The 13465-nt window shown below is 52.9% G+C and carries 14 protein-coding genes; 9 read left to right on the forward strand and 5 right to left on the reverse strand.

Features of this window, described 5'->3' with window-relative positions; translation table 11 throughout:
• Positions 1–216 precede the first annotated feature (216 nt).
• Positions 217–1632 carry an ammonium transporter gene (amt, locus tag P8N76_00655; GenBank protein ID MDG2380159.1) on the forward strand — a complete coding sequence of 472 codons (1416 nt, stop codon included), beginning with the start codon at positions 217–219 and terminating at the stop codon, positions 1630–1632.
• 316 nt (positions 1633–1948) lie between these two features.
• Here amt and P8N76_00660 read toward each other — a convergent pair whose 3' ends face one another.
• From P8N76_00660 to P8N76_00680, 5 genes are all read right to left on the reverse strand, one after another.
• Positions 1949–2911 carry a UbiA family prenyltransferase gene (locus P8N76_00660; GenBank protein ID MDG2380160.1) on the reverse strand — a complete coding sequence of 321 codons (963 nt, stop codon included), beginning with the start codon at positions 2909–2911 and terminating at the stop codon, positions 1949–1951.
• A 44-nt stretch (positions 2912–2955) separates the two neighbouring features.
• Positions 2956–3816, reverse strand: coding sequence for a sugar phosphate isomerase/epimerase (locus tag P8N76_00665; protein MDG2380161.1), 861 nt, complete (start codon positions 3814–3816; stop codon positions 2956–2958).
• Between the two features lie 89 nt (positions 3817–3905).
• Positions 3906–4778, reverse strand: coding sequence for an ABC-2 family transporter protein (locus P8N76_00670; protein ID MDG2380162.1), 873 nt, complete (start codon positions 4776–4778; stop codon positions 3906–3908).
• Between the two features lie 5 nt (positions 4779–4783).
• Positions 4784–5620 carry an ABC-2 family transporter protein gene (locus P8N76_00675; GenBank protein MDG2380163.1) on the reverse strand — a complete coding sequence of 279 codons (837 nt, stop codon included), beginning with the start codon at positions 5618–5620 and terminating at the stop codon, positions 4784–4786.
• Between the two features lie 12 nt (positions 5621–5632).
• Complete coding sequence (locus P8N76_00680; GenBank protein ID MDG2380164.1) at positions 5633–6631, reverse strand: ABC transporter ATP-binding protein; 999 nt, start codon at positions 6629–6631, stop codon at positions 5633–5635.
• Between the two features lie 209 nt (positions 6632–6840).
• Between P8N76_00680 and ispF the strand changes: the two genes are divergently transcribed.
• The 8 genes from ispF (at position 6841) to fabG (ending at position 13442) form a co-directional block, all read left to right on the forward strand.
• Positions 6841–7341 carry a 2-C-methyl-D-erythritol 2,4-cyclodiphosphate synthase gene (gene ispF / locus P8N76_00685; protein ID MDG2380165.1) on the forward strand — a complete coding sequence of 167 codons (501 nt, stop codon included), beginning with the start codon at positions 6841–6843 and terminating at the stop codon, positions 7339–7341.
• Positions 7342–7390: 49 nt separating this feature from the next.
• Positions 7391–8962, forward strand: coding sequence for a cysteine--tRNA ligase (cysS, locus tag P8N76_00690; GenBank protein MDG2380166.1), 1572 nt, complete (start codon positions 7391–7393; stop codon positions 8960–8962).
• Positions 8963–8995: 33 nt separating this feature from the next.
• Entirely contained in the window at positions 8996–9496 is a 501-nt protein-coding gene (gene ruvC, locus P8N76_00695) for a crossover junction endodeoxyribonuclease RuvC (protein MDG2380167.1), read from the forward strand.
• Between the two features lie 57 nt (positions 9497–9553).
• A complete protein-coding gene (locus P8N76_00700) occupies positions 9554–10186 on the forward strand; it encodes a helix-hairpin-helix domain-containing protein (GenBank protein ID MDG2380168.1) in 633 nt (210 codons plus the stop codon).
• A 127-nt stretch (positions 10187–10313) separates the two neighbouring features.
• The gene (gene ruvB / locus P8N76_00705; protein ID MDG2380169.1) at positions 10314–11345 is read left to right on the forward strand and encodes a Holliday junction branch migration DNA helicase RuvB; all 1032 of its coding nucleotides are present in this window, start codon (positions 10314–10316) and stop codon (positions 11343–11345) included.
• Between the two features lie 154 nt (positions 11346–11499).
• The gene (gene rpmF, locus P8N76_00710) at positions 11500–11682 is read left to right on the forward strand and encodes a 50S ribosomal protein L32 (protein ID MDG2380170.1); all 183 of its coding nucleotides are present in this window, start codon (positions 11500–11502) and stop codon (positions 11680–11682) included.
• Between the two features lie 31 nt (positions 11683–11713).
• Positions 11714–12622, forward strand: a complete 909-nt coding sequence (gene fabD, locus P8N76_00715) for an ACP S-malonyltransferase (GenBank protein MDG2380171.1) — start codon at positions 11714–11716, stop codon at positions 12620–12622.
• Positions 12623–12671: 49 nt separating this feature from the next.
• Positions 12672–13442 carry a 3-oxoacyl-[acyl-carrier-protein] reductase gene (fabG, locus tag P8N76_00720; protein MDG2380172.1) on the forward strand — a complete coding sequence of 257 codons (771 nt, stop codon included), beginning with the start codon at positions 12672–12674 and terminating at the stop codon, positions 13440–13442.
• Positions 13443–13465 lie beyond the last annotated feature (23 nt).

Genomic DNA, 13465 nt, shown 5'->3' on the forward strand with positions numbered 1-13465 from the left:
GCAGTTCGATGGTTGATGTTGGTTTTATAAATGCCTACCGGATAGACGTTTAAGTCTTCTCTTGTGGCGAAAAGTCGTCTCCGTTCGGCATTCTGGCACGACGCTTGCATTGCTGCCCATCGGAACTGCATTGATTCCGGGCCCGTTTCGATCAGTTTTCTGGGTGAGCCTCATTGGCTCGAGATATGACTATCCTTCTCACAAGGCAAGACGATTATGTTTGACCACGCGATACTATTTCGGAAAAGCTTGCTGCTTGCGGCGGTATTTGGACTAATGATCGGGACAGTCGGATCGGTTTCGCTGGCTCAGGAGGAGGCTACCGCGACGAAGGAGGCTACCGCGACTGAAGCGACCCCCCCAGCAGAAGCCACGAAGCCAGAAGCACCGGCCGAATCAGCGTCGGTATTGGCTTTTGCTTTCGACAACTTTGCTCTCTTTATTTGTGCTGTCCTGGTCTTGTTCATGCAGGCCGGATTCGGGATGCTCGAAGCCGGTCTGAACACGGCGAAGAGTACGGTGAATATTCTCTGTAAGAACCTGATGGATCTTTGTGTCGGAGTGTTGCTCTTCTTTTTCGTTGGATACGGACTGATGTACCCCGGCTATGAAGAGGGTGACAACAAGTACATCAACTTTGGAGCGCCGATGATCAGTGCTTTCGATGGAGAGCCGGGCCCTGGAGTTTTGCTGCCGCAGGTTGATTTCCTCTTCCAGGTTGCTTTTGCTGCAACTGCAGCGACCATCGTCTCTGGCGCCGTTGCCGGACGGATGAAATTTGGATCTTATCTCATTTATAGTGCATTCTTGACCGGTTTGATTTATCCTATCAGCGGATATTGGAAATGGGGTGGTGGTTGGCTCGATCAGCTTGGGTTCTATGATTTTGCTGGTTCGATCGTCGTGCACGCGGTGGGTGGTTTCGCTGGGTTGGCAGGAGCCATTGTTTTGGGGCCGCGTTTAGGAAGATTTGTTGACGGAAAGTCGAATCCGATTCCTGGACACAATTTGACGTTTGCTGCTCTCGGAGTATTTATTTTGTGGGTGGGGTGGTACGGCTTTAATCCTGGTAGTCAGTTGGCTTTTTCGTCTGTTGCAGATATTGAGGCTGTTGTCATGATTGCCACTAACACGACGCTTGCTCCTGCTGCCGGTGGAATCGTCTGCATGCTGATCGCATGGCTGATCTACGGCAAGCCTGACTTGACAATGGGGCTCAACGGGGCACTCGGCGGTTTAGTCGGTATCACGGCTAACTGTGACAGCGTGACAAACCTTGAAGCCATCGCGATCGGTGGTGTGGCCGGTGCTGTTGTCTTGTTTGGCGTCCTGTTGCTCGAGAAGCTTAAGATCGACGATCCAGTCGGAGCATTCCCTGTCCACGGGTTGGCCGGGATTTGGGGCGGTATCGCAACTGGTATCTTTGGCGATTACGCTTTGGGAATTCAAGTGCTTGGATCACTCGTGATTCCACTGTGGGCGTTTTCTACGATGTTTATCCTGTTTGCTGTGCTCAAAGCGATTGGCTTCTTGAGAGTTTCGGCGACGGATGAAGAAATCGGTCTGGATATCTCCGAGCACGGTATGCGAGCTTACGGGCCGGGCACTGTGAGTGCTGGAGGACAAAACTAAGGAAATTGATGAAGCTTTCTTCGGCTCTTGCCTGGGGCCAGAAGGATACCCCAAGGGTTCGGGGAAGTGTCCGCCTCATTTCCTCGAACCGGGGTATTTCTTATTGAGCTTGAAACGTGACTCAGAAATGGGTCACGTTTTTTTTTGAGGGCACTCTTGCGCTGGAAGGGATGCCAAGTTAATCGTTCGCTGCCCCGCAGTGCGCTGTTTAGCTGCTTTGCTGATCCACTCGAACTTTCCATCACTTTTCTGTCGTTGGTGACGAGCAGGCGGAATAATTTTGACCGCTTGAGGACGCCTTCGAGGGCAGACTCACTTAGGTGGAGTAGACCCAACGGCCCAACAAGAGTGTGGGGACCAAAAGCGCCAGGACGCATACCGCGTAGAACGGCCCGACAACGGCGAGACAGATTGCCGCGTTGAGAACGATCAGTGTCATGATTGCTTGCTTTACTGCAGCTTGGACATGCGAGGGGGTGGGCGAATGAATCGCGTGGCCGCAGCGACGAAAGACTGCAAAAGTGAGAACGATCAAGAGTAAAGGCCAGACGACGGCGTTTGTGAAGAGCGTAGGCGTTGCTGCGGGAGAAAACGGAAATAGGCCGAGCAACACGATTCCGAGCAGCATGACGGTCGTGGCTGAAATTAAACGGGAACGACGACTGTCGTGGGCCTCGTTTCTCGCAAACCAAGTGACCCCTACGATATAGACTCCCATCCCACCCGCGACGAGCCATTGGTCGGCGTTGAAGCCGAAAAGGGACGAAAAGTTCCGATCGATGCTCATGCCGAGTAAGACATTCAGGAGACGACAACTGCCCATCGCCAGGGGAGCGAGAAAAGTTTTTTTGACGACTCCATCGTAGGTGACGATCATGAATGCCAGTAACGTGGCGATGATTCCCGCTCGCGAAGTTGAGCCTTGCTCAAAGGCATGAAGTGTATCAACGAGCCAAGCGGAACTGATTCCAAATGCGAGCAATGCAACGCCCAGGATCGTCGCGCTACCTTTGTTGATACGACCGGAGGGTAGCGGGCGATCCGGCCGGTCTCGCTGGTCAACGGCAAAATCGAAAACATCGTTTAGAACCATACCCGCGAGATAGAGGCAGGAAGATGCGATTACCAGTCCTGAGAATGTAAATATCTGTTCGGGAAGTTTGCCGCCGACAAATAAAAACCCCATCGTGACGTCAGCAACGGCTGTGAACACATTTGGGATTCTGAGTAATTGAAGATAGGCAAGCAGCCGTGAACTCGATCTGGATGCAGAATTCATCAAATCGCTGCCCTGCTCTGTTTTGATGACGCCGTTTTGATGGCCTAGGTGAACGTAATTCCAATCTCGTTCGCAATCTTCATCAAGTATTCTCGCGCCTCGTGGGCGGCCTGATCGGGGCTGTCGATATAGGGATAAAGTTCGACCGTGACCCAATCATCATAGCCTGTCGCCTGGATCGCTTTCAGAGTTGCTGCAAAATCAATTGCTCCGGTGCCAGGGATCATGTGCTCATGTACCCGCGACGCGGCGATGTCCTCGAAGTGATAATGGCGTGTGTACGGCGCCATCTTTTCGACCCAGTCTTCGGGATCTTCGTTAACACAATAAGCGTGTCCAATGTCAAAATTCAGTCCGATCATTTTCGAGTCAATTCGATCGGTGAAGGCGAGGTATTGGTCGAAACGTTCGATCAGAAGTTCCGGCTCTGGCTCAATTAATAGTTGCACGCCGAGGTTTTCTGCGACCTCGACGCATGGCATGAATTCATCATAAAAAAGATTGGCCGCATCATCCCAGCTTTGTCCGGCGGCCAAATGGCCGCCGGGTTCGGTCGTGATATTTGGCGCACCAATCTCCTTGGCCAACATTAAGGCACGTTTCGTGTGCTCACGGCGGATAGCTCGATAGTGAGGATCGGGATCGGTCCAGCCGGGGTGCCAGTAGGGCTGTCGGGGATCATCAATTGCGTTCATCATGAACGCATTGATGTTCGCCACCGTCAGGTGATGTTCTTCGAGGTGATCGCGAATCGACTGTTTACGTTCTTCTAATAAGCCGGCGGGCCAAGCGTGTGGCACATCCGCCAAAACTTCGATTCCACGGTATCCCAGGCTCGAAATCTTTCGGATCGTATCTTCAATCGAGAAATGCATGTAAGCATTACTGCTGAAGGCCAATTTCATTCCATCGCTCCTCGAAAATCTGTCAACCAAACTCAAGATTCTACCTTGAACCTATCGCCCTCGAAACCGCACCTGCGGGGGCGATGGATTTAGCTGCTTGCGCTGCGGTAACTGGCTAATGCACGCTGGAAAATCAGCCGGCTGGCAAGCAAACTACCCAAAGTTGCGACGATTGCGAAAGCAGCCAATTGCGAGCTGCTGCTGTTCCAGGGCTGCAGCGGTTTCGCCAGCAGGCGGGCCGGGACATTGATCACGATCAGTACAGGGATAATGAAAGTGAAGAAGTTCCGAAGCGGCTGTCCGAAGGTGCCGGAGTAGATTTCCATCGGGTATCGCGAAAAATTCGTGATATAGAACCAAAAGTTGTACAGCGTTTGATTGCGACCAAGCCAAATGCTCGTCGCGGCCAGACTGATCATCAGGCTGTAAAGAATCGTGACACCACAGGCGAGGTAGAATGGGTAGAGGAAAAATGCGATAGGATGGATTGTGAGTGGATTTTGGCTCCGCGTGGTTAGCTCAATCAGGCTCACAATGAGCAGGATCATACCCACGCCAAAGTTTGCAAGAGAAGACCATTCGACGCGATGGATGGAGATTAAAAATTGGGTATCGATCGGTTTTAACAAGGCAAAATCTAGATTGCCTGAGCGGATCAATTCGCTGAATTCTTGGGCATTTGGCATGAAGAAAGCTTGCACCACGCTGTTGATAAGCATGGTGGTGGCCAAGAAGACAAAAAACTGATATTTGCCCCAGCCCGTTCCGTCTGTTGTAGTGGCGCCAATTTCTGTCGTGTATTGGAAAATCAAAAGATAGAAGCCAAGGTTCATCAACACCCAGGACATGGATGAGATACATTCGATCAGGAAATTTGATCGAAAGGACATGTCACGCACCAAACTATTTCGGACGATCGTCCAAAACACGGTTGAATAGGATGTTCGGTGTGGCGAGCTCATCCCTTTTAGCCTCCAAATCCGCTGTAGCGATTGATTCCACGACGCCAAAGCACACGACTCAAGAAAATAAAGAATAAGATCCAGAGCGCCTCAATCAGCAAGCCTTTGACCAGCGCCATTCCCTCGATTTTTCCGAGAAAGACTGCCGACGGGAAATAAGCCAAGTATTGAAGTGGGAGCCACTCGACAATTGTCCGCCAGGGTTCCGGCAACATATCGAGCGGAAACATGTGTCCGGATAGGAAAAAACTAAATAGCATGTAGACGAATAATAACGAGCTCACCTCGAGGAACCAAAAACTGATGAGTCCGATGCACGATTCCAGGAAGAAGCCCAGTAGGAATCCCATCACGAGCGAACTGGCAAAAGCCAGCAGGGTAATCGGGTCGGGCCAGCCATCGTTAAAGTAGTTTCGGCAAACGAAGAACACAAATGCGAACGGTAATGTGGCTACCGAGTAATAAGCCAGTTTGTGTGCGATTCGCGAAAGCAACAGAAATCCAGTCATGTCAATTGGCTGAATCAGAAACTTTTTGATTTCACCATTTCGCACTTGCAAGCCGATCCCGCTGGCCAACGCCGGCATACTTGAGAAAGCGCGGCTTATCATCGTCAGCAGATAATAGGCCACGAAGTCGTGGTAACTGTAATTTCGGATTGTGCCGGATGTGTCTCGGGCATCACCATTCATGCCCTCGAAGATTGCCGCCCAAAGAAAGATCTGAGTCACGATTGGTAGGAACCGCATCAGCGTACCCAAGGCAAAATCGCCTCGGTAAACCAAACGTTCCTCGAGGGCGATTTTCAGGATCGTCCACCAAGTGGCTACTCTTGCGAACATTTGAAACCGTCGTTATTTCGTTGGGGTTGCCGAATGGGGGCCTTCGGAGTACATGCTGGCGATCACTTCCTCGAGCGGTGGATCTTCGACGCTGACGTCCTCGATCGAATGGCGATCCAGGATGGAAGCCAGGCTGCGAGCGACGTATTGTCGTTCAATTCGCAGTGTTGCCTTGGGAGATTCGATTTTCAGGATTTGGCCGTAGCGATCTAAATCTGTTGGAACGCTGTCTTCGGCAAACAACAACGTCACTAATTTGGAGCCGCTGAAGCGATCCACGATGCCTTTCAGCGAACCGTCGTATTTGATTTGACCATCGGTGATGATGATGACACGTTGGCAGAGGGCTGCCACATCCTTCATGTAGTGGCTGGTGAGCAGGACCGTGGTGTTTCGCTCCTGTTGATATTGCTTGAGGAATTGTTGAATGTTGTATTGAGCGACAACATCGAGTCCGATGGTTGGTTCATCCAGAAATAGCACTCGCGGAGAATGGAGCAATGCGGCGATGAGTTCCATCTTCATACGCTCGCCAAGTGATAATTCCCGGACCGGTTGTTTCAAGAGTCTGGCGACGCCCAGCAATGACGTAAGTTGGTCGCAAGTACGATTGAATTCTTGGGAATCGATCCGATAAATCTGCTGATGCAAGCGAAGAGATTCTTGGGCCGGTAGATCCCACCACAATTGGTTCTTTTGTCCCATCACCAACGCGAATTGGCGACGATATTCGTTTTCCCGCTTCCAGGGGACGTGCCCGAGCACGGTCGCTTGCCCTGATGTGGGGTAAACGACACCGGAGAGCAGTTTCAAGGTGGTGGTCTTGCCGGCTCCATTCGGCCCCAGAAAGGCGACGAATTCCCCCGATTGGACCGTCAGGTCGATGGATCGCACCGCCTCAACGTCACGGTATTCACGCCGGAACAGACCGCGCAGCGACGCGCCAAGCCCTTCTTGCTTCTGATAGACGCGATAGGTTTTGACGAGGTCTCGGATTTCAATGGTCGGCATGGCGTGGATTATAGAAGGCACAGCATTTGACGGGAAGTGTCGCTGACTGACCAATTGTTTGATCTAAGTACCGTTTGCAGCCCAAGTTGGATCGCGTTGTCGCAGTTGGGGCCTTTCGCTATAATCCGCGCTGCGTTGGCTGGATGACGGCCTCGGGACGGCTGGCTCCGGATTGCAGTCTGGCGAAGTTCCCCCCATTTGGCGAAAATATCGTGACCCTCTCTCTCTATCCTCGCATCGGTATCGGCCACGATACGCACCGTTTGGGTGAAGGTGGCCCGTTGCGTTTAGGCGGGGTGGAGGTGGAGTGCGATCGCCACCTGGTGGGGCATAGCGACGCCGATGTTCTCTTGCATGCTGTCACGGATGCATTGTTGGGTGCGATCTCCTCCGGGGATATTGGAGAGCTCTTTCCTGATACGGATGACGCTAACGATCAACGCGATTCGGCCGATTTTGTACTGGCTGCTCTGGGGAAAGTCCAGGCGGTTGGATTTCAGGTCGGCAATCTGGATTGTGTGATCCATGCTCAAAGGCCGAAGCTGTCAGCCTACAAAAAGCCGATTTGCCACCGATTGGCGGAACTGCTCCAGGTGCCACCCGAAGCGGTGGGCGTCAAAGCCAAAACGGGTGAGTTGGTTGGGCCGGTGGGCCGCCGGGAGGCGATCGTGGCACAGTGTGTCGTGTTGCTCATCCCCGCATGTAGTTAGGAAACAGGAAACGGATTGAATTCTTCTCGGCGACTGAACGGACCAAGCTATGACGACTACCGCAGCAAAACAAACGACGAGTAAGGCGACTCCAACTGTGAAGATCCGCATCTATAACTCACTAACCCGTCAAAAAGAGGAGTTTGAGACGATTCAGCCGGAAAAGGTTGGAATCTACCTTTGTGGACCCACCGTGTATCGCGAAGCCCACATTGGGCATATGGTCGGACCGGTGATCTTTGACACGATTAAGCGATATTTGACTTACTGTGGCTATGATGTGACTTGGGTCGTCAATATTACGGATGTCGATGACAAGCTGATCCAGGAGTCAAATCGCCGCAAAATTTCGATGTCTGAAGTTGCTGAAGAGATGACGGCCGATTACTTGGGAAATCTGGCCGCATTCGGTGTCGATCAAATTGACCACTTGCCGCGCGCAACTGAGAATATGCCGCAAATCATTCTTTTCATCGAGCGTCTCGTCAAGCAAGGGTTCGCCTACGAATCCGCAGGGGATGTCTATTTTCAGGTCGAGAAAAACGCGGACTACGGCAAGTTGAGTAATCGCTCGGTTGACAGCTCACAAGGCGAAGGCGGGGAGATGGCCGCTCGTAAGCGATCTCCGAATGATTTTGCCCTGTGGAAACAAGCAAAAGCGAACGAACCCTCCTGGACCAGTCCTTGGGGAGAGGGACGCCCCGGTTGGCATATCGAATGTTCTGCCATGAGTCACGAAATTCTAGGCGAAACATTCGATATTCATGGCGGCGGACTCGATCTGATCTTTCCGCATCACGAAAACGAGCTTGCCCAAAGCGAGTGCTGTCATGGTAAGCCGATGGTGCGGTACTGGATGCACAACGGGCTAATGAAAGCTGCGGCCGCCGGAAAAGTTGGCGGAAAAGCCGAGCGAGAGCAAGCTGACGTCGACACTAAAATCAGTCGCTCCAAAGGTGCCGGTGGGCTGGCGGAGCTGATCGAGCAGCAAGGGGGCGAACGATTGCGATTCTTCCTGCTTCGCACCCACTACCGCAGCACGATTGTCTTTGGCGAAGAGGGCTTGGCCGAGGCTGGCACGGCACTGGATTCCTTCTATCGGTTCTTTGAGCGATTCGAGCGGATTCTGGGGGAAGATTTCTACAAGTTAGTGGCCCCCTCTCGCCGCAGCGAAGAACAGCCCGCTGGCGAGGATAACGGCATCGTCACGGCCGTGAATGCGAAGCGAATCGCTTTTCTCGAAAAAATGGATGATGACTTCAACACGGGAGCGGCCGTAAGCGAACTGTTCGAATTAGTCCGGCTGCTGAATAAATTTATTGATGATTGCCAGCTCGAAGATGCAAAAAAAAGAACCGATACCAATCTCACCACGCTTCGGTTGGGTGCGACGACGCTGAAGGAGCTGAGTGCAATCTTGGGCTTGTTCCAGCAACCACTCACCGCAGCTGCCGGCAACGATGCGTTGGTCGACGATCTCATGCAGCTGCTGATCCAATTGCGAGCATCGGCACGGGGAAAGAAGGATTTTGAAATGGCCGACCAAATCCGCAATGGCCTGACTGATTTGGGGATTACGTTGGAAGATCGTAAAGACGGAACAGGCTGGAAGCTGGGCTGATCATTTCTAATCCTTGTCATTCGAGAAAACTCCATGGACGGACTAAGGGTTTTAGGGGTCGATCCCGGATTGAACTTGACCGGGTACGGCGTGTTGATCGTTGAGCAGCGGCGCGTGCGGTTGGCGGAAGCAGGTGTGGTGCGTGGTGGTTCGGCGAATTCCCAGTTGGAAAAACGCGTGCGACGCATTCACGAAGGAATTGTTGATGTGATCGAGAGTTGTCAGCCTGATGTGCTGGCGTTAGAAAATCTCTATTCGCATTATCAGCGACCTAATACGGCCATCTTGATGGGGCACGCGCGTGGTGTGATCTGTTTGGCCGCGGCTCAAAAGGAAATACCCGTTCATGGGTACGCGGCTACACAAGTGAAGAAAATACTCACCGGGAGTGGGCGAGCTCCGAAACTGCAAGTGCAGCAGGCGGTGCAACGGGAGCTGAGACTGGCTGACTTGCCTGATCCTCCTGATGTTGCGGACGCCTTAGCAATCGCAATGTGTCACTATTATCTCAGCGGGACGCCTTCGATTGCGTAATCCGTTCAGAATCTGTTGGTCAGGTCAGGTATGACAGTCGTTTGCCTGCCGGAAAGGATGTTGGCTTTGATCACTAAGATTACAGGGAAAATCTTGCGAGTTGGCGACGACTCGTTGCACTTGGCCATTGATGCATTTGAATACCAAGTCCTGATTCCTGAATTCGTGCGACGACAATTGCAAAACCGGCTCGGTGAAAAAGCCAGTTTGCACACCATCGAATATCTTGAAGGCAATCCGACGCAAGGGCGCTTGGTGCCACGAATTGTCGGCTTTCAAAGCGAAGTGGAGCGAGAATTCTTTGAGCTGTTCTGTTCTGTCGATGGCGTTGGAGTTCGAAAGGCATTACGTGCGATGGTGCGTCCTGTTCAAGAAGTCGCCGCCTCCATCGAAGAACAGGACGTGAAAGCCCTGTCGGCGCTGCCTGGTATCGGCCCCGCAACCTCCGAACGCATCATCGCAAAGCTTCGGCGGAAAGTGCCAAAGTTCGCCTTGCTGGTTTCGGAGTCGCTGGCTCAATCGGGTGGTGAGGCGAAATCGGATGTGGTTAGTGAAACGTTCGAGGTATTGCGCAGCCTCGGACACTCGGAAACCGATGCCCGCCGTCTTTTAGATCAGGCACTGAAGACCAAGAAAAAAGTCAAAGATGTTGAGGCGTTAATCCAACTGGTTTACGAGCAAAGCCAGTAAAACTAGAGCGGGAGGTGACCATCGGGATCGGGGTTCACCGTTCAGAACTGAAGTTCGGTGACTCCGGTCGAGGCTTCCGTCTGGTATAACTCAAACCGTTGAATCGACACGAGTTGAAGGGCTGGTGATGTCACGCGAGACAATTTTATCGGGTGAGCCTCAAGGGGAAGATGGTGATCGCGATCTGCGGCCACAATCCATCGATCAGATGGTAGGGCAGCGCAGCGTTTATGAGCGGTTAAAGATCGCCGTCGATGCGGCTGTGAAACGAGAAGATCCGTTGGGCCATATCTTGTTTGATGGGCCACCTGGCTTGGGCAAGACGACATTTGCGCTCTGTCTTCCCAAGGAAATGGGCGTCAACGTTCAACTGACCAGTGGCCCGACTTTGCAGGCTCCCAAGGATTTGGTTCCCTATTTGACAAATGCCGAAGCTCGGTCGGTTTTGTTTATTGATGAAATACATCGTCTCCCCAAAGCAGTTGAAGAGTACCTCTACACTGCAATGGAGGACTTTCGTGTCGATTTGGTGCATGGTGAGGGCACCAACGCTCGCACCTTGAACCTGTGGATTAAGCCCTTCACGCTGATCGGTGCGACCACTCGGGCCGGTTTACTCTCTGCGCCGTTACGGGACCGTTTTCACATCCGCGAGCATCTTGATTTTTACTCTCTGGCTGAACTCACCGAGATTCTCCAGCGGAGTGCGGCGAAACTGGCCGTCGAAATCGACAACGCTTCGGCGGAAGAAATCGGGCGACGCAGTCGTGGTACGCCCCGGGTGGCTAATAATTTACTGCGATGGGTACGTGACTACGCCACCAGCAAGGCGAACGGTGTCATTGACCTGTCTGTCACCGATGCAGCGCTTGAAATGGCGGGTATTGATGGCATGGGCCTCGATCGACAGGATCGAAAGTATCTGGAAACATTAATTCGTGTGTTTGCCGGCGGGCCTGCCGGAGTCGAGGCCATCGCGCACACCATGAACACTGCGACGGACACGTTGGCGGATGAAGTAGAGCCATTTCTGCTGCGTTCTGAATTTGTTGTCCGTACGCCCCGAGGTCGCATTGTGACGGCGAGAACTTATGATCATCTGAAAATGACTCCGAATACGGATGATTCGGGCGGCGATCAGTATCCCCTGTTTTCCTAGGGCCCTATTTTCTGTTCACGACGCGGCTTGTGGGGCGAAGCGGCTGATGGCAGTTGACAGCATGCCCGAACCCCAATAAGATCCGGGGTTTAAGCATGCCCGTCAGGCCGATCTGACGGGTGCGACCGGATTACGAAGTAGCAGGGTAAGAGTCATGGCTGTCCCAAAGCGAAAACATTCCAATTCTCGGTCCGGTAAACGTCGGTCTCACGACGCAAAGAAGGCTCGTCAGCTGTCTTTCTGTCCCCAGTGCAGTGGAGCTGTCCCGACGCATGTAGTTTGCCCGAAATGCGGCTACTACATGGGGCGTACCGTTGTGCAAATGGAAGAAGGTTAACCCACGGGCACCCTTCCAAGGACTCGGTACATTGAGTAAGACGGCGTTTTTGTTTCCCGGACAAGGGGCCCAGGCCGTTGGCATGGGGCAACAAGTCGCGGAATCAGTTCCGGCAGCTCGTCGACTTTTCGACGAAGCGGAGGGGATCTTGGGCTACGATCTGGCCCGACTTTGCGCGAAAGGGCCGGTCGAAGAACTCGACTCGACGGTTTACAGCCAGCCCGCGCTTTTCGTCTGCAGTTTGGCTGCGGTTGAGCAGATTCGCAGCGAAACTCCTGAGATTCTCAACTTGGCCACCGCGTCGGCCGGTTTGAGTTTGGGAGAATATACCGCCCTCGTCTTCTCGGGGGTGATGGAATTCGAGCACGCTTTGAAAGTCGTGCAAGTGCGAGGCGAAGCCATGCAGGCGGCTGCTGACGCAACGCCGAGCGGCATGGTGAGTGTCTTGGGGCTCGACCTTTCCAAGGTCGAGGAATTGTGTGATCAATCCCGTGTCGAGGGGGAAGTGCTGCAAATTGCAAATTATCTTTGCCCCGGGAATATTGTGGTCTCAGGGCATAATGCGTCGTGCGAGCGACTTGTGGAGAACGCAGGGGCCGCGGGAGCGATGAAGGTTGTTGCCCTCGCCGTCGCCGGTGCTTTTCACACGCCGATTATGGAAAGCGCCCTTGAACGCTTAGCTGACGCTTTGGCGTTAGTGCCCATGTCGTCGCCACGGATCCCTGTGGTGTCGAATGTAGATGCTCAAATCCATTCCGATCCAGAAGAGATTCGCGATGTCCTGATTCGACAAGTTGTGAGCCCTGTTCAATGGGAAAGCTCGATGCGACTTTTGCTGGCTGACGGCTACTCGAATTTCTACGAGGTCGGGCCAGGGCGCGTGCTGCGAGGATTGTTGCGACGGATTGACCGTAAGGCCAGTTGCGCCAACGTAGGATAATCAAAATTTTGTCGAATCCAGACGACCCTTCATGAGGAATGAGGAACTGATGAGTGAGAATGCCGCGAGTTGTCTGGGGGTGGATCTTTCGGGTCAAACAGCGATCGTTACCGGAGCGTCTCGAGGTTTGGGGAAAGCAATGGCCGAAGCACTCGGAGCGAGTGGTGCTCGAGTTGCTTGCGTCGCGAGAAATGTCGAAAAACTTGCCGAAACGGTCAAGGTAATCGAGTCAACCGGTGGGCAAGCCAGCGCTTTTCCTTGTGATGTGACCGATCGGGAAGCGGTGGACAAGATTGTTGATGACATCGCTGAAGATTGGGGCAAGATTGACATTCTTGTGAATAACGCTGGGATTACCCGAGATACGTTGTTGCCGCGAATGTCGGATGCCGAGTGGGAGGACGTAATTAATACCAACCTGCGAAGTGCATTTTTGTGGAGCCGGGCTGCTTCCCGCCACATGATGCGGGCTCGATTCGGAAGAATCATTAACATTACCAGCGTTTCGGGGTTGATGGGCAATCCGGGGCAAACGAATTATTCGGCTTCCAAGGCGGGTTTGATCGGCTTGACGCGAAGTCTCAGTCGCGAGTTAGCCGGGCGAAAAGTGACCATTAATGCGGTAGCACCTGGCTTTATTGAGAGCGACATGACGGCCACGCTGGGGGAGATTGTGGTTACAGAAGCTAAAAAAAGGATTCCTGCCAAGCGCTTGGGTCGGCCTGACGAAGTGGCTGCGGCAGTTGTGTTCTTGGCGAGTTCTGCGGCGAGTTACATCACAGGCCAAGTCCTGACAGTCGATGGTGGAATGACAGGCTGACCTGGTCATCTGGAGGATTCTAA

The organism is Pirellulaceae bacterium (assembly GCA_029243025.1).
Classification (GTDB): Bacteria; Planctomycetota; Planctomycetia; order Pirellulales; family Pirellulaceae.

Coding starts and splice junctions, on each gene's coding strand:
- P8N76_00670 (MDG2380162.1), bottom strand. CDS start 4,778: ATGAGCTCGCCACACCGAACATCCTATTCAACCGTGTTTTGGACGATC.
- P8N76_00660 (MDG2380160.1), bottom strand. CDS start 2,911: ATGAATTCTGCATCCAGATCGAGTTCACGGCTGCTTGCCTATCTTCAA.
- P8N76_00680 (MDG2380164.1), bottom strand. CDS start 6,631: ATGCCGACCATTGAAATCCGAGACCTCGTCAAAACCTATCGCGTCTAT.
- ruvC (MDG2380167.1), top strand. CDS start 8,996: ATGGACGGACTAAGGGTTTTAGGGGTCGATCCCGGATTGAACTTGACC.
- amt (MDG2380159.1), top strand. CDS start 217: ATGTTTGACCACGCGATACTATTTCGGAAAAGCTTGCTGCTTGCGGCG.
- fabG (MDG2380172.1), top strand. CDS start 12,672: ATGAGTGAGAATGCCGCGAGTTGTCTGGGGGTGGATCTTTCGGGTCAA.
- ruvB (MDG2380169.1), top strand. CDS start 10,314: ATGTCACGCGAGACAATTTTATCGGGTGAGCCTCAAGGGGAAGATGGT.
- P8N76_00675 (MDG2380163.1), bottom strand. CDS start 5,620: ATGTTCGCAAGAGTAGCCACTTGGTGGACGATCCTGAAAATCGCCCTC.
- P8N76_00665 (MDG2380161.1), bottom strand. CDS start 3,816: ATGAAATTGGCCTTCAGCAGTAATGCTTACATGCATTTCTCGATTGAA.
- rpmF (MDG2380170.1), top strand. CDS start 11,500: ATGGCTGTCCCAAAGCGAAAACATTCCAATTCTCGGTCCGGTAAACGT.
- P8N76_00700 (MDG2380168.1), top strand. CDS start 9,554: ATGTTGGCTTTGATCACTAAGATTACAGGGAAAATCTTGCGAGTTGGC.
- cysS (MDG2380166.1), top strand. CDS start 7,391: ATGACGACTACCGCAGCAAAACAAACGACGAGTAAGGCGACTCCAACT.